The organism is Streptomyces sp. NPDC051555, from assembly GCF_044454405.1.
Classification (GTDB): Bacteria; Actinomycetota; Actinomycetes; order Streptomycetales; family Streptomycetaceae; genus Streptomyces.
The window spans coordinates 145685-161381 of sequence record NZ_JBITDP010000004.1 but is presented as its reverse complement, the minus strand read 5'-3'; the positions used below and the strand labels follow the sequence as shown (position 1 = coordinate 161381).

Here is a 15697-nt window from a genome sequence, read left to right as displayed (position 1 = left end):
CGCGGTGCCCGCTACGCACCGCGCCCACCGCCCCGCACACACAGGTCACATCACGTGACGCACATGTCACATCCCGTGGGGGGATCCTTCCAAATGGGCGCTTCGCTGCGCGCATTGCGCGCGCTCGTACTCCTGTCCGGCTTCTATCTGCTCGGCTTCGTCCTGCTCGCCGTCCTGGCGGGCGTCGACTACGCCATCATCGCCTCGGGCGGACACGGCCCGGTCGTCGCCAAGCTCGTCATCGTCAGCCTGGTCCTCGCCTTCCCGGTCGTGCGCGGCATGTTCATGCTCCGCACGCCCAAGGGCGAGCCCATGGCGGGCCTGCGCCCCACCGAGCAGCAGGAACCGCACCTGTGGGCCATGGTCCGCGAGCTGGCCGCCGCCGTCGGCACCCGCGCGCCGGACGAGATCGTGCTGACCGACGAGGTCAACGCGGCCGTCAGCGAGGACCCCCGGCTGCTCGGCCTGCTGCCCGGCCCGCGCCGCATGTACATCGGCCTGCCGCTGATGACGGGGCTCGACGAGATGCAGCTGCGCGCCGTCCTGGCGCACGAGCTCGGCCACTACAGCAATGCCGACACCCGCTTCACCCCGCTGATCGTGCGCGGCAAGGCCCAGATCGGCCGGACCATCGCGCACTTCCACGAGCGCGCGGACAACACGGTCGCCAAGGAGCGCGCCAAGCAGGAGAAGCAGGCCGGCAAGCGGATCGCCAAGGGCAAGAAGGCCAAGGAGGTCAACACCTCCGGTTCGGGCGTCATGTACCGCTCGATGGCCAAGATCTACACCGCCTACGGCTCCTTCTTCATGCGGGCCACCCTCTCCGGCTTCCGCCGCCAGGAGTACGCCGCCGACCTCGCCGCGGCCAGGATCGCCGGCCGCGACGCCTACGCGTCCGCGCTGCGCGAGCTGCCCGCGCTGGTCTCCGCGCACACCTTCTACATGGACTCCTACGCCACCCTCGGCGTCGGCGCGGGCCTGCTGCCCGCCCCCGGCCAGGTCTTCGGCGGCTTCGGCGAGCTGCTCGGCGCCCGCGAGGAGGAGCTGGCGGCGATGCGCGAGGAGCTGCCCGAGCGCCCCGCCTCCCCCTACGACTCGCACCCGCCGATCGCGGACCGGGTGGCCCGGATCGAGGCCCTGGCGGACGACGGCCGCGGCGCCGCCGCCACCCGCCCCGCACTGGACGTCCTGGTCTCCGCGGGCGGCGCCTTCGCCGCGCTGGAGCACGAGGTCCTCACGTCCGAGGCGCTGGGCCTGCGCCGCGCCGACTGGTCCGACCTGGTGCACGAGAGCATGAGCCTCTACGTCGCCCAGGGCGCCGAGGACATCCGCGCGGCCGTGGCCGCCGAGCGCCCCGGGACCCAGGGCGACCTGGCCGACTTCCTGGACCTGATCGACACCGACCCGGCCGCCCTGTGGCGGGTCGCGGACCGGCTGCCGAGGTCCGAGGAAGCCACGGCGGCCACCGGTCGCGCCGCCCGCGAGTTCGCCCGCCCGGGGCTGCGGCGCGCGCTGAACCAGCTGGTCACGGTGGAGCTGACGGCCCGCGGCGCGGCCCGCTGGCAGCTGTCGTGGTCGGACTCGGCGACGCTGGGCTACTCCTCCGAAGGCTTCCATGACGAACTGGACGCCGCCCTGGACGGGGCCGTGGCCGACCAGGGCGACACCGCACCGCTGCGAAAGCTGGCACTGGCATGATGATCTTCTTCGGCGTGCTCGGGCTCGCCCTGTTGGCCGTCGCCGGCTACGTGCTGCGCGGCGTCTACTACATCCGCAAGGCCAAGCGGCTGACCGCCGAGGTCGAGGCCATCGGCGCCCGCGTGGCGGGCCGCTCGGTCGACCAGGGCTTCCTGCCGGGCGACCGTCTCGACACCGAGCACTCGGGGCCCGTACCCGCCGAGCACGGCGTCGTCCTGGCCGCCGTCCGCTCCGGTGACTGGCAGGCGGGCGCGGCCTGGGTCGAGGCCGCGGGGCAGGACTGGGAGGAGCGCTACACGCGCGTCTACGTCCTCGGCGAGGAGGCCGCGGAGGACGACGCCTGGCTGCGCGCCTGGCGCGCGGCCCGGCCCACCGACCCGACCGCCGCCGCGATCGACGCGGACTCGGCGCTCACCGTCGCCTCGAACGTGCGGGGCGCGCTGCGGGCCAACCAGACCTCGCGGGAGCAGTTCCGCGTCTTCCACGAGCTCCAGCGCAAGGCGCAGGTCCTGGTCGAGGAGGCGCAGGCGCTCGCCGACCCGGCGGACCCCACCCCGTACGTCCTGGAACAGCCGATCGCGCTCGGCCTGGGCTACTCGAACGAGCGCTACCGCGCGCTCTCCGCGGAGATCACCAAGCGGGACCCGAAGAACCTGTCGGCGCACGTGCGCTCGCTCCAGTACTGGTGCGCCAAGTGGCACGGCTCGCACGAGGAGGCCATGGCCTACGCGCGGGAGGCGGCCGCCCTCGGCGGGCCCGGCGACCTGCTGACCCTGCTGCCGCTGTACGCGTACTTCGAGCAGGAGACGCACGAGGACGACCTCGACCCGGACGTCTACTTCAAGGAGCCGGAGGTCGTCGCCGCCGCGACGGCGGCGCTGGCGGACCTCGCGGCGGCCGCCCCGGACGACCGGCGGGCGCTGCGCCTGCGGCACATGTCGGCGTGGTTCCTGTACTGGCAGGACCGCTACCCGGAGGCGATCGAGCAGTTCCGCCACGTCGACGGCTACATCGGCACGGCGCCGTGGACCTACTCGGGCGACCCGGCGGCCCGCTACCTGAAGGCGCGCGACTACAGCGTGGGCCAGGTGACGCCGGGCGCCTGACAGGCGTCGCTCCGGGGCGGGGCGGGGCGGATCCTTCCAGGTGGGGGGAATCCCGGCCCGCCCCGTCCTGTTGTCCCCTGTGCGACCGCCGCCGAGGAGGCCCCTGTGTTCAGTTACCGCCGCACCCCCGAACTCCCCACTCCCGAGCAGGCCCTCAAGGGCCGCCCCACCCCGCAGTTCGACCTGCCGTCCCGCCACACGGTGCTCGGCAACCCGCTGGCCGGTCCCTACCCGGCCCACCTGGAGGTCGCGGACTTCGGGCTGGGCTGCTTCTGGGGCGCGGAGCGCATCTTCTGGCAGACCCCGGGCGTGTGGACCACGCTGGTCGGCTACCAGGGCGGCTCCACCCGGAACCCGTCGTACGAGGAGGTCTGCTCGGGCGGTACGGGCCACACGGAGGTCGTCCGCGTCGTCTTCGACCCGGCCGTGCTGCCGTACGAGTCCCTGCTGAAGGTGTTCTGGGAGAACCACGACCCCACCCAGGGCTTCCGCCAGGGCAATGACGTGGGCACCCAGTACCGCTCCGCGGCCTACACCCACTCCCCCGCCCACCAGGCCGTCGCGGAAGCCTCCCGCGACGCCTACCAGCAGGTCCTGACCGCGTCCCGCTACGGCGCGATCACCACGGCCGTCCTGCCGGCCGCCGACCGCCCGTTCTGGCCCGCGGAGCCGTACCACCAGCAGTACCTGGACAAGAACCCCACGGGCTACTGCGGCATCGGCGGCACGGGCGTCTCCTGCCCGATCGGCGTGGCGAAGCCGCCGTCGACGGAGGCCTGACCGCTCGCTCCTTCGAGGGGCCGGGTGGCCGGTCCGCCGGTCAGGCCGGCTCCGAGGTAGAGAATCTCGCCCGTGGGAGCATCCATGACCACGCCCGCCGCCGACCAGCCGCTGATTCCGCAGCCGCCGTCGACGGTGACGGCGCTGCGCCAGGCGGTGGCGCAGATCTCGCCGGCCGCCCTTCCCGCGTTCACGCGGGAACTGGACGAGGCCGCCGACCAAGCGCGGCAGGGCTCGGACCTCGCCCCCCTGCGGCGGTTCATCGCGCAGTGGGCGGTCCACGTCCAGATCCAGCGCCGCCCCCGCTGGGCCGCGCAACTGCGGCACTGGGAGGACGCGGCCGCCATCGGCGACGCGGAACAGGCCCGCAGGGCCGCCTCGGAGATCGGCAAGATCCTCGACGCGGCCCACGCCGCCACCCGACCGTGACGGCCGGGTGGCGCTGGGCGTATGGACGCGGCTGACGGTTGGTTCTACTTCCTCGCCGCACCCCGCGACAAGCTGATCGTCGTCGTGCGGATCGTTCCGCCGTTCGACGCCCTCTGATCCGGCGGGGCGCAGCCCCTCCCGGCGGGCGCCCTCAAACGCCGGGCGGGCTGGATGGGGCTGACCAGCGGGCACCGGACACGCCGCATCCACCGGGCCAGTGGCCCAACCCGGCCCCGCCGGCGATTGAGGCGCGGGGGCGGGCGGGGCCACCGTCAGGTGGTAGCTCACAGGAGGCCGAAGGCCGCCTGGAGGGAGGGGGCCACCGAGTGGCCCACGAGGTGGTTGAAGGCCGTGCCCGGGAGGGCGGGGAGGTAGGCCCAGTGGGTGACGCCCTCCGGGTCCGGGCCGACCCCCGCGTAGGGGAAGCGGATCACGGCCCCCCGGTCCACGAAGCAGTCACGGAACTCGCGGCCGTCCGGCTCGCTCACGTGGTGTGCGAGGAAGCGCATCGGCAACACCACCCAGAAGTCCGACCCCGGCCCCCTCGCGTAGCGGCCGGCCACCGCTCCCAACACCCCCGAGCCGGTCTCCGGAAGCTCGTCCAGCGCGTCGGTCCACTGCAGTACCACTGTCCATCACATCCTCGACTGCCCCGACTGAAAGGGGCATTGAGGACATCCTCCCCCAGCTTCGCGAGGGCCGCCCGTCGATCTACGACGTCAGATCGTCGACGCGTCGATGACGAAGCGGTAGCGGACGTCGCTCGCCTCGACCCGGCCGTACGCCTCGTTGATCCGGTCGGCGCTGATCAGCTCGATCTCCGCGCCCAGACCGTGCGCCGCGCAGAAGTCCAGCATTTCCTGGGTCTGCGGGATCCCGCCGATCATCGAACCGGCCAGCGTCTTGTTGCCGCCGATGACGGAGAACAGGTTGAGCGAGACCGGCTCCTCGGGGGCGCCGACGTTCACCAGCGCGCCCTCCACCTTCAGCAGGCCGAGGTACGCGCCCAGGTCCAGCGGGGCCGAGACCGTCGAGACGATGAGGTCGAAGGTGCCGGCCAGCTCCGTGAAGGTCGCCGGGTCGTTCGTCGCGTGGAAGTGCGCGGCGCCGAGCTCCAGCCCGTCCGCCTTCTTGCGCAGGGTCTGCGACAGGACGGTCACCTCGGCCCCCAGCGCCGCGGCGATCTTGACGCCCATGTGCCCGAGACCGCCCAGGCCGACGATGGCGACCTTCTTGCCCGGGCCCGCGCCCCAGCGCTTGAGCGGCGAGTAGAGGGTGATGCCCGCGCACAGCAGCGGCGCCGCCACGTCGAGGGCGATGCCGTCCGGGATGCGCAGGGTGTGGCTCTCGGCGACCACGATGTGGGTGGAGTAACCGCCGTACGTCGGCTCGCCGTCGGAGCCGACCGCGTTGTACGTGCCCGTCGCGCCGCGCTCGCAGAACTGGTCCTGGCCCTGTACGCAGTTCGCGCACTCGCCGCAGGAGTCGACGAAGCAGCCGACGCCCACCCGGTCGCCGACGGCGAACTTCGTCACGCCGGCGCCGGTCGCGGTCACGATGCCCGCGATCTCGTGGCCCGGGACCATCGGGAAGATGCCCTCGCCCCAGCCGTCGCGGGCCTGGTGGATGTCCGAGTGACAGATCCCGGAGTACTTGATCTCGATGAGGACGTCGTGTTCGCCGACCGGGCGGCGCGGCACGGTGGTGCGCTCCAGCGGGGCCTTGGGCGAGGGGGCCGCGTAGGCGGCGACCCGGGTGGGGGCGGACACGGCAGCGGTGGGGTGCGACACGGGAAGGGCTCCTTGGACGGTGCGCTGGGGTGTGGGGTGGTGCGGGAAAGCGGGGTGGTGCGGGAAAGCGGGAACAGCGGATAAGCGGTACTGCAGAAACGATGCCTCGCATCCGGCCGCGCACCCAGACCCCTGTCGGAGCTAGGACTGGCGAACCTACCCCTGGCGGGGTCAGGCTCCCGACCTCCGCCCGGCCCCCGACCCGGGGATACTGGACGGATGGACCAGGCCGACGACCAGCGACCCGACCGGCGGAGCGACCTGCGCACCGAACTCGGCGAGTTCCTGCGCTCCCGCCGCGCGAGGCTGCGCCCGGAGGATGTCGGCCTGCCCGATTACGGGCGCCACCGCCGCGTCCCGGGGCTGCGCCGCGAGGAGCTGGCCCAGCTGGCCGGGGTCTCCGTGGCCTACTACACGCGGCTGGAGCAGGGCCAGGGGCAGAACGTGTCGGCCGAGGTCCTCGACGCCCTCGCCCGCGCCCTGCGGCTGGACGACACCCAGTACACGCACCTGACGCACCTGGCCCGGCCCAAGGCGCGCAAGCGCCGCCAGAGCCAGAGCCACCGCCCCGAGAAGGTCCGGCCGGAGCTGCTGCACCTGCTGGACGCGCTGGACGGCGTACCGGCCTACATCATCGGCCGGCGCCAGGACGTCGTGGGCTGGAACAGGATGGCGGCGGCCGTCTTCGGGGACTTCGGCGCACTGCCGCCCCAGGAGCGGAACCTGGTGCGGATGGTCTTCCTCGACCCGGCGACCGCGGAGCTGTACGACGCGTGGGACTGCCGGGCCTGCGAGGTGGTCAGCAACCTGCGGCTGTATGCGGGCCAGTACCCCGACGACCCGCAGCTGTCCGCGCTGGTCGGCGAACTCTCCGTGAAGAACGCGGAGTTCCGGCAGTTGTGGGCGGAGCACACCGTGCACGACAAGTCGCACGGCACGAAGGAACTGCGGCACCCGGTCGTGGGCCCGCTCACCCTCTCCTTCGAGACCTTGACCTTCCCGGACAATCCGGAGCAGTCGCTGGTCACCTACCACGCGGAGCCGGGATCGGCCTCGGCGGACGCGCTGCGCCTGCTCGGCTCCTGGGCCGCGCCCTCGTCCCAGTCCTCCTCCGAGCCGTCGTCCACCTCCGCGCCGACGGGCCGGACCGCTACAGCTTGAGCTGGAACAGGCCCACGCCGCGCTCGCGGCGGTAGCCCAGGGACTCGTTGATCCCGAGCATCGGCGCGTTCTCGTCCGCGACCGTCGTCACGATCTCCCGCACCCGCGGGTACCGCTCCACGGCCTGGGCCACCATCTGCCGCTTGACCAGCCGTCCGAGCCCCCGGCCCCGGTGGGTGGGGACGACGACCGTGTCGTACTGGACGGCCCGGGTGACCGCCGGATCGGGGAGGACCAGTTCCGTGTACGCCGCCATCTCGCCGCTCTCGGTCAGCGCGGCCACCGAGAGGATCACCCCGCCCCGGTCCACGATCAGCCGCTGCGCCTGGCGCACGCGCTCCCCCGTCCAGACCGGGGCCCGCTCGTCCAGCTCGCCCATCGGCGCGTCCTCCATCGCACCGTGCGCGACGGCCGCGGCCTCGGACCACGCGTCGGGGGTCTCGCCGCTCCAGCTCACGAGCCGGTAGCCGGGGACGTCCTGCGGCGCCTGGACCGGTCCGGCGGGGACCTCCTGCACGTGCCAGGCCATCGGCAGGACGTTCTCGAAACCGAGGCTCTCCGCGAACCGCTGCGCGGGAGTGCCGACTTCGATCGTCGAGGACACCGACGTGCGTCCCTGCGCGAGGAGTTCGCCGCGGACCCGCTCCCACAGGGCGCGCCCGAGACCGCGGCGCCGGGCGCCGGGTCGGACCGCGAGCACGTCGAGGTAGGCGCCGTGCGTATTGCCCTCGTCGGTGAAGAGCAGCAGGGCGGCGGCGCCGTCGATCTCGCCGCCCTCACCCGCTGCCGCCCACTGTACGGAGCGCCCGCGGATCGAGGGGACGCCGAGCCGGCCGCCCACCTCCACCAGGCTCGGCGCGGGCACGCCGGGCAGGTCGGCCGCGTGGACGGCGCCCAACAGGCGGGTCCACGCGGCGATTTCGGCGGTGGTCGGCGGGACGGAGAGGAGCCGGACGGAAGCGGGCGGGGAGGCGGGCGCGGGTGCGGGCACGGGTGCGGTCATCCAATGACCGTAGCTCCGGCCCGCGGCCCGCCGCCAAGGCTTTTCCGGCCGGACCGCACGGGGCCGGACCGGGCCGGACCGGGCCGGACCGGCCGGTCGTTCCCCGACCTCCGCAGACGCTCTCAGACGTTCTCGGTCACCGTGACCCGACCCCGCCGGATTGTCGCCAGCCGCGGCGCCCGCTTCGCGAGCGCGCTGTCGTGGGTGACCATGACGAAGGTCAGCCCGTGTTCCTTCCAGAGCCCCTCCAGCAGGTCCATCACCTCGTCGCGGGTGGACTCGTCGAGGTTGCCGGTCGGCTCGTCGGCGAGCAGCACCTTCGGCTTCTTCACCAGGGCCCGGGCGATGGCGACGCGCTGCTGCTGGCCGCCGGAGAGCTCGCCCGGCAGGTGGCCCATGCGCTCGGCCAGACCGACCGAATCCAGCGCCTCGGCGGCCTGTTCGCGCCGGGCCTTCGCCTTGAGGCCGAGCGGGACGAGCGCCGTCTCGACGTTCTCCTGCGCGGTGAGGGTGGGGATGAGGTTGAAGGACTGGAAGACGAAGCCGATGTTCTGCGCCCGGACCTCGGTCAGCCGGGCCTCCGACAGGCTCGCCAGATCCTGGCCGTCGAGCACGACGGAGCCGGCGGTGGGCCGGTCGAGGCCGCCGAGCATCTGGAGCAGCGTGGACTTCCCGCCGCCGGTGGGGCCCTGGATGACGAGCCTGCCGCCGTCCTCGATGGTCAGGTCGACCCCGGCGAGCGCGGCGACGGTGTCCTTGCCGCGCCGGTAGTTCTTGGTGACACCGGTGAGTTGGTACATCGTGCGTGGGTTCCTCTCGTACGTTCGGCAGTGCGCGGGGCCGGTCCTCGACCGGGAGGTCGGGCGGGCCGTGCAGGGGCAGGGCCCGCCCGACCGGCCTACTCGACGCGGCGCAGGGCGTCCGCCGGGCGCAGCCGGGACGCGCGCCAGCCGCCGAAGCCGCCCGCGATCAGGCCGCCCGCCACCGCGAGGGCAACGGCGAGGCCGATGGTGGACAGGGATACGGGCGCGGTGAGCGCGACGTCCAGGGCCTTGGCCGCGGTGCGGCGGGCGCCGCCGAATCCGCCACCGCCGCCACCACCGAAGCCGCCCGCCCGGCCGCCGCGCGCGCCGCCACCGCCGCCGCCGAGCTGCGCGGTGAGGGTGGGGCTGATGGCCGTGATCAGGTAGGCGGCGCCGAGCCCGAGCCCGATGCCGAGGGCGCCCCCGATGAGGCCGTTGACCACGGCTTCGCCGGCTACCTGGCCGGTGACCCGGCGGCTCTTCCAGCCGAGCGCCTTCAGGGTGCCGAATTCGCGCACCCGGCGGCTGACGGCCGAGGAGGTGAGCAGGCCGGCGACGAGGAAGGCCGCGGCGAGGACCGTGTAGGAGAGCCAGGTGCCGACGGTCGAGGCGAGCGAGGAGGCCGTGGAGAGCGAGCCCGAGACGGTGTCCGCGAGGTCCGCGGAGGTGGTGACGGTGGTGTCGGGGACGTTCGCCTGGATGGCCGTCTTGACCGAGTCGATCACCTTGGAGTCCTTGGCCTGGACGTAGACCGTGGTGATCTTGTCCGGCGATTCGGCGAGGGTCTGGGCCTGCTTGAGCGGGACGTAGAGGTTGGCGGCCGCGTCACCGCTGTCGGCGGTCGCGATGCCGATGACCTTGAAGGTGGCGCCCTTGACGGCGACGTCGGACCCGACGGCCAGCTTGTTCTTCGTGGCGTAGGCGCTGTCGACCACGGCCACGGCCGCATTGGCCTCGGCGGCCTGGAAGGTGCGCCCGGAGGTGAGCTTGGAGGTGGTCAGCGGACCCAGCTCCGGCTTGGCGACGTCGGTGCCGTAGACGGTGAAGGAGTTGACGTCGAAGTCGGCGCCGCCGCCCTCGACGGAGCCGCCCGCGCCACCGGCGCCCTGGCCGCCACCGCTGCGACCGCCCTGCGCGCCGCCCTGGCCGGCGCCCTCGGTGCGCTTGAACTCACCGCGCCGGAACTGCCCGTTGACCTTCATCACCTGAAGGCTGAGGCCGCCGACGGCGTCGGCGACCCCGCGCTGGCCGGAGACCTTGGCGACGGTGGTCGCGTCCAGGGTCTGGAATCCCTGGGGCATCACGATGTCGTGGCTCTGCTCGGCGCCGGCGGCCCCGTCGGCGCCGTCCTTGGCGTCGAACTTGAAGCGCTGGCGCTGCGGCGCGCCCCCCTCGCCCGGCGGGGTCTGTGCCTTGGTGACGGTCATGTCCGTGCCGAGGCCGTAGAGGGACTGGAGGACCTTGGCCTGCGCCTGCCCCATGCCCGCGGACACGGAGGTCACGACGATGACGAGAGCGATGCCCAGCGCGAGCCCGGAGGCGACGACGAGCGCCGCCTTCCTGCGGCGGCGCAACTCGCGCCGGAGGTAGGTGAAGAACATGGGGCGAAGCTAGGCACGGGCCGTGATGGCTGGATAAGTGGCGGATAAGAGTCGGATGAGAACGCGCGGGGGAACACGCAGGGGAACGCGAACGGCGGGGGCGCCCTCGGGGCTCCCCCGCCGTCGGCGGTGTCCGGTTCAGCAGCCCGGCCGGCTGTTCAGCGGACCGGTTGGCTGCTCGGCAGATTCAGCGGGCTCAGACGGCCGACCCGGCCTTCCAGTCCGCCCAGCTGAGGTTCCAGCCGTTCAGGCCGTTGTCCGGCTTGATCGTCTTGTCCGGGGAGTTGACCACGTTCACGACGTCGCCGACGAGCGAGTTGTCGAAGAACCACGCACCGGGCTGGTCCGGGTCGTTGGCACCCTTGGCATCGTTCAGGCCGACACAGCCGTGGCTGGTGTTGGCGCTGCCGAAGATGGAGTCGTCGCCCCAGTAGTTGCCGTGGATGAAGGTGCCGGAGGTGGACAGCCGCATCGCGTGCGGGACGTCCTTGATGTCGTACTCGCCCTTGCCGTCGCCGTCCTTGAAGCCGACGGTGGCGCCGTCCATCCGGGTCTCCTTGAACTTCTCGGAGATCACCATCTGACCGTTGTACGTCGGGTTCGCCGGGGAGCCGGCGGAGATCGGGATGGTCTTGACGACCTGGCCGTCGCGCGTGACGGTCATCTTCTTCGTCTTCACGTCGACGGTCGAGACCTGGCTGCGGCCGATCTGGAAGGTCGCGGTGCGGTCCTGGACGCCGACGACGCCGGGGGCGCCCTGGACCCCGTCCAGCTTCATCTTCATCGTGATGGTGGAGTTGGCGGTCCAGTACTGGTCCGGACGGAAGTCCAGGCGCTGGTCTCCGAACCAGTGGCCGACGACTTCCTGGCCGGTGCTGGAGGTGACGTTGATGGCGGCCTGGACCGCCTTCTTGTCCTTGATCGGCTTGTTGAAGTCGATCGAGACCGGCATGCCCACGCCGACCTTCGCGCCTTCCTCCGGCGTGAACGAGCCGATGAAGCTGTTCTCGGGCGAGACGGTGGTGAAGGAGGCGTTCTCGTGGGCCTCCTTGCCGGCGGTGTCCTTCGCGGACGCGGCCAGCGAGTACTTCTGGGAGCGCTTGAGCGCGCCCTCGGGCTTCCAGCTCTTGCCGTCGGCGGCTATCTTGCCCTCGACCGCGGTGCCCTCGGAGGTCTTCAACTCCACCTTGGTGAGCGTTCCCTCGGTCACCGTCACGGTGGCGTTGTTCAGACCGACGTTGGTGGCGCCGTCCTTGGGCGCGATGACTATTCGCGCCTTGGACGTGTCCTTCGCGGCCGCCGCGTCCACGTCCGCCTGGGACTTGCTGGTCTTGTCGCCGTTGCCGGCGGCCTTGTCGTCCCCGCCGCTGCACGCCGAGAGCACCAGTACCCCACCGAGCACCGCCGCTGCGGCCGCGAGGCCCCGCCTGCGCCGCTTGCTGTCCGTCCTCACACGCCACTCCATCGTTGCCGGATCACCGAGCATCAGCAGGGCAGGGAGGCAAGCCCCCCTGCCAGAATCCCTGCCTCATCCATACAACGCGTTTACGTGCCGATCCGGTTCCACATCCGTTCGAATGTGGGCCACCGCACGGTCAGGCGTTGTCGTCCTCTTCGTCGAATACCCCATCTTCCTCGTCGATGTCCCACTCCATCGACTCGGGGTCGTATTCGACCGGCTCGGTGCTCCAGGAGGCCTGCGCCAGCTCGACCCCGGGGATCTCGGCGACCAGGTCGGTGGGGTCGATGAGGTACGCCAGGGCCTCCGCCGCGTCCTCGCGCACCGCCGACTCCGCGTGCCCGCGTTCCTCGTCGGGCATGAACTCGTCGGCTTTGATGTGCGCGAGGGCGGCTTCGGTGAGAGCGTCCGGTTCCGGAACCTCCAGCACCAAATCAACCCGAAGCCGTACGTACCGTGATTCTTCAGAAGCATTCATACGACGGAGGGTAAGGCTCAAGAACCCCCGGGTTTCCCACGACCCGCCCCTTTAACTAGCATCTGCCCACACGGCCAATTCGCTGCTGCCACAAGGGGGATCGAACTGTGTCCGCACGTCGACCGCTGCTCACCGCCCTCGGGGCGACCACCCTGCTCGGCGCCCTCTGGTTCGTCCCCAACGCGGGCGCCACCTCCGCCACCTCCTCCGACCCCGCCCAGGGCGCCCCCGCGAACGCGAACGCGCAGGCCGGCGAGGGCCTGCCGGACGAGGACGAGGCCGCGGCTTCCGCTTCCCGGTCCGCGCCCGAGGCCCGGCCCCAGCTCCTGCTCGCGGACACCGGCAGCGTGGACACCGGCCCGTACCTGGTCGGCGGCACGCTCTGCCTCGGCGCCGGGGCCGGCTTCGTCGCCTTCTCCGTGCGCCGCGCCCGCGCCGGGGACTGAGCCCGCACCCCACACACGCCGAAGGGCCGCCCCGAGGGGCGGCCCTTCGGCGTACGACGGTCAGGTCAGGTCACTCAGGCGAGGGGGCCGGTGACCGGTTCCACGGCTTCCAGGAGAGCACCCGAACGGATGAACGCGTCCGCGGCCGCCAGGTCGGGCGCGAGGAAACGATCCGGCCCGGGACCCTCGACGCCGGCCGCCCGCGCGGCGGCGATCGCGGCCCGGCTGGCCGGTGCCGGGGTCAGCCCGTGGCGCAGCTCGATGGCGCGGGTGGCGGCGTACAGCTCGATGGCGACGATCCGGTTCAGGTTCTCGATCGAGGTGCGCAGCTTGCGGGCGGCGGACCAGCCCATGGAGACGTGGTCCTCCTGCATCGCGGAGGACGGGATCGAGTCGGCGGAGGCCGGTACGGCGAGCCGCTTCATCTCGCTGACCAGGGCGGCCTGCGTGTACTGGGCGATCATCAGGCCGGAGTCGACGCCGGCGTCGTCCGCGAGGAAGGGCGGCAGCCCGTGCGAGCGGTTCTTGTCGAGCAGCCGGTCGGTGCGGCGCTCGGCGATCGAGCCGAGGTCGGCGGCGACGATGGCGAGGAAGTCCAGCACGTAGGCGACGGGCGCGCCGTGGAAGTTGCCGTTGGACTCCACGCGCCCGTCCGGCAGGACGACGGGGTTGTCGACGGCGGCGGCCAGCTCGCGCGAGGCGACCAGGGTGGCGTGCGCGAGGGTGTCCCGGCCCGCGCCCGCGACCTGCGGGGCGCAGCGCACGGAGTACGCGTCCTGCACCCGCGGCGCCGACTCCTCCTGGAAGTGCCCGGTGAGCCCGGAGCCCTTCAGTACGGCGGCCATGTTCGCGGCGGAGGCGCCCTGCCCGGGGTGCGGGCGGATGGCGTGCAGCTCGGGCTGGAGGACCCGCTCGCTACCGAGCAGCGCCTCCAGCGTGAGGGCGGCGGTGATGTCGGCCGACGTGTAGAGCTTGTTCAGGTCGGCGATGGCCATGACCAGCATGCCGAGCATGCCGTCGGTGCCGTTGAGGAGGGCCAGGCCCTCCTTCTCGCGCAGCTCGACGGGGGTGATCCCGGCCTCGGCGAGCAGCTCGCCGGCGGGGCGCACGACGCCGTCGGGACCTTCCGCGTCGCCTTCGCCCATCAGGGTGAGCGCGCAGTGCGAGAGCGGGGCGAGGTCGCCGGAACAGCCGAGGGAGCCGTACTCGTGGACGACCGGGGTGATCCCGGCGTTCAGGACGTCGGCCATGGTCTGGGCGACCTCGGGGCGGACCCCGGTGTGCCCGGAGGCGACGGTCTTCAGGCGCAGGAACATCAGGGCGCGGACCACCTCGCGCTCGACGCGCGGGCCCATGCCCGCGGCGTGCGAGCGGACGATGTTGCGCTGGAGCTGGGCGCGCAGCTCGGGGCTGATGTGCCGGGAGGCGAGCGCGCCGAAGCCCGTGGACACCCCGTAGACGGGCTCGGGCTTGGCGGCGAGGGCGTCCACGATGGCGCGGGCACGCGCGAGGGCGTCGACCGCCTCGGCGGACAGCTCGACGCGAGCGCCCTGGCGGGCGACGGCGATGACGTCCTCGGCGGTGGTCCCGGACGTCCCCATCACGACAGTGTGCATATCCATATTCAGCACCCTACGGACTGAATCCCAACATGTCACTAGGTCGCGGCGCGGTCACCTGCCGCGGAAGCGGCGGCGCTCGCCCGAACCGGCCGGCGGGGTGTCGGCGAGCCGCATCACGGCCGTGTCCCGACCGGCGACCACCGGTTTGGGCAGCCGGGCCGCCTTGGCCTTGTACTGCGCCGCGTCCGCCAGCCGGAACAGGCGCCGCGAGGACTTCACCGGACCGATGTCGTCCCCGGTCGAGGCGACCCCGCAGGCCACCCCTTCCCCCAGCTCCAGCTCGGCGGCCCGCAGGCACAGCTCCTCGGTGACCCGGACCACCTCGTCGGCCGTCGGGCCCACGCTCACCAGGCAGAACTCGTCCCCGCCGAGGCGCGCCACCAGCGCCCCGGGCAGCATCGCCCCGCACAGGCTGAGCACCGACCCGAAGCGCTCCAGCAGCCGGTCGCCCATGGCATGGCCCAGGGTGTCGTTGACCCGCTTGAGGCCGTTGAGGTCGCAGACCACCAGGCTGACCACCGCGCCCTTGCCGCGATGCTCCTCCAGCGCCTCGTCGAGGCGCATGTCGACGGCCCGGCGGTTGGCGAGGCCGGTCAGGGGGTCGGTGAAGGCGAGCGCGCGGGCCTCTTCGAGGCGTTCGTTCTGGGCGAGTCCGGCGGCCACCACGGCGGCGAGCACGGTCGCGAACTCGGCGTCGTCCTCGTCGAAGTCCGGGAGCCCCTCGTCGCGGGCGACGTACAGCTCGCCCCAGGCGCGGCCGCTGAGCACGATGGGCGCGACGACGCAGGTGCCGCGGCCGCGGCGGCGCAGCGCCTCGCCGCGGCGGCCCGGGCGGTCGCCGACGGCGCTCTCGACCCAGGCGTGCGGGCCGCCGCCGCCGACCCAGCGCTCGTGCAGGAACTCGGTGATCTCGGGGAAGTCGTGCACGGGGTAGGACTCGTCGGCGGGGAACTCCTCCTCGCCGTCGCGGCGCTCGCCCTCATTGACCAGGACGCGCAGTCGACCGCGCTCGCGCTCCCACGCGGAGATCGCGGCGAAGGAGCCGTCCATCGCCACCCGCGCTCCGCGGGCCGCCGCGCGCACGCTGTCGCGCGGTGCGTGCGCGGCCGCCATGGCCTGCGCGAGTCCCACCACGGCCCGCAGTCGCGCGTCAACTCCCATCACCCCAGATTAGGCAACTTTGCCCAGTTTCGTCCTCCACCCCGCCAATCCAGCCCGCCGATCGGAACCCCCCAGGGCGGAACCAATCCAGCCCCGCCGGGGGGGGGGGTGGTCGGCCTACATGGGGTACGAGCCCGTCCCCCCCCCCGACCACACGCAC

At 72.7% G+C, this 15697-nt stretch carries 15 protein-coding genes; 6 read left to right on the top strand and 9 right to left on the bottom strand.

Going from position 1 to position 15697, the window contains the following annotated elements; translation table 11 throughout:
- Positions 1-93: 93 nt before the first annotated feature.
- The 4 genes from ACIBEA_RS11855 (at position 94) to ACIBEA_RS11840 (ending at position 4013) form a co-directional block, all read left to right on the top strand.
- Entirely contained in the window at positions 94-1698 is a 1605-nt protein-coding gene (locus ACIBEA_RS11855) for a M48 family metalloprotease (RefSeq protein WP_399259687.1), read from the top strand.
- Positions 1695-2804, top strand: a complete 1110-nt coding sequence (locus ACIBEA_RS11850) for a hypothetical protein (RefSeq protein WP_399259686.1) — start codon at positions 1695-1697, stop codon at positions 2802-2804. The genes ACIBEA_RS11855 and ACIBEA_RS11850 overlap by 4 nt, the downstream gene beginning before the upstream one ends.
- Positions 2805-2909: 105 nt before the next feature.
- Positions 2910-3584: a peptide-methionine (S)-S-oxide reductase MsrA gene (msrA, locus tag ACIBEA_RS11845; RefSeq protein ID WP_399259685.1), complete on the top strand. Its 675-nt coding sequence runs from the start codon at positions 2910-2912 to the stop codon at positions 3582-3584.
- A gap of 84 nt (positions 3585-3668) precedes the next feature.
- Entirely contained in the window at positions 3669-4013 is a 345-nt protein-coding gene (locus ACIBEA_RS11840) for a hypothetical protein (RefSeq protein WP_399259684.1), read from the top strand.
- A 284-nt stretch (positions 4014-4297) separates the two neighbouring features.
- Here the strand turns inward: ACIBEA_RS11840 and ACIBEA_RS11835 are convergent, their stop codons facing one another.
- Entirely contained in the window at positions 4298-4642 is a 345-nt protein-coding gene (locus ACIBEA_RS11835; RefSeq protein ID WP_385785374.1) for an AQJ64_40280 family protein, read from the bottom strand.
- Positions 4643-4732: 90 nt separating this feature from the next.
- A complete protein-coding gene (locus ACIBEA_RS11830) occupies positions 4733-5803 on the bottom strand; it encodes an NAD(P)-dependent alcohol dehydrogenase (protein ID WP_399259683.1) in 1071 nt (356 codons plus the stop codon).
- A gap of 219 nt (positions 5804-6022) precedes the next feature.
- Between ACIBEA_RS11830 and ACIBEA_RS11825 the strand changes: the two genes are divergently transcribed.
- Entirely contained in the window at positions 6023-6964 is a 942-nt protein-coding gene (locus ACIBEA_RS11825; RefSeq protein WP_399259682.1) for a helix-turn-helix domain-containing protein, read from the top strand.
- On the opposite strand, the gene ACIBEA_RS11820 is transcribed toward ACIBEA_RS11825, so the two are convergent.
- The 5 genes from ACIBEA_RS11820 to ACIBEA_RS11800 form a co-directional block, all read right to left on the bottom strand.
- Positions 6954-7967, bottom strand: a complete 1014-nt coding sequence (locus tag ACIBEA_RS11820) for a GNAT family N-acetyltransferase (RefSeq protein ID WP_399259681.1) — start codon at positions 7965-7967, stop codon at positions 6954-6956. The two genes, ACIBEA_RS11825 and ACIBEA_RS11820, sit on opposite strands and share 11 nt — an antisense overlap.
- 122 nt (positions 7968-8089) lie before the next feature.
- Complete coding sequence (locus ACIBEA_RS11815; protein ID WP_399259680.1) at positions 8090-8767, bottom strand: ABC transporter ATP-binding protein; 678 nt, start codon at positions 8765-8767, stop codon at positions 8090-8092.
- 98 nt (positions 8768-8865) lie between these two features.
- Positions 8866-10371 carry an ABC transporter permease gene (locus tag ACIBEA_RS11810; protein WP_399259679.1) on the bottom strand — a complete coding sequence of 502 codons (1506 nt, stop codon included), beginning with the start codon at positions 10369-10371 and terminating at the stop codon, positions 8866-8868.
- Positions 10372-10567: 196 nt separating this feature from the next.
- A complete protein-coding gene (locus ACIBEA_RS11805) occupies positions 10568-11836 on the bottom strand; it encodes an Ig-like domain-containing protein (protein WP_399259678.1) in 1269 nt (422 codons plus the stop codon).
- A 130-nt stretch (positions 11837-11966) separates the two neighbouring features.
- The gene (locus ACIBEA_RS11800) at positions 11967-12260 is read right to left on the bottom strand and encodes a hypothetical protein (protein WP_399259677.1); all 294 of its coding nucleotides are present in this window, start codon (positions 12258-12260) and stop codon (positions 11967-11969) included.
- Positions 12261-12415: 155 nt separating this feature from the next.
- Here ACIBEA_RS11800 and ACIBEA_RS11795 point away from each other — a divergent pair, with 155 nt between their 5' ends.
- Positions 12416-12754, top strand: a complete 339-nt coding sequence (locus ACIBEA_RS11795; protein ID WP_399259676.1) for a hypothetical protein — start codon at positions 12416-12418, stop codon at positions 12752-12754.
- A gap of 74 nt (positions 12755-12828) precedes the next feature.
- Here ACIBEA_RS11795 and hutH read toward each other — a convergent pair whose 3' ends face one another.
- A complete protein-coding gene (gene hutH / locus ACIBEA_RS11790) occupies positions 12829-14370 on the bottom strand; it encodes a histidine ammonia-lyase (RefSeq protein ID WP_399260131.1) in 1542 nt (513 codons plus the stop codon).
- A 57-nt stretch (positions 14371-14427) separates the two neighbouring features.
- Positions 14428-15537 carry a diguanylate cyclase domain-containing protein gene (locus ACIBEA_RS11785; protein WP_399259675.1) on the bottom strand — a complete coding sequence of 370 codons (1110 nt, stop codon included), beginning with the start codon at positions 15535-15537 and terminating at the stop codon, positions 14428-14430.
- Positions 15538-15697 lie beyond the last annotated feature (160 nt).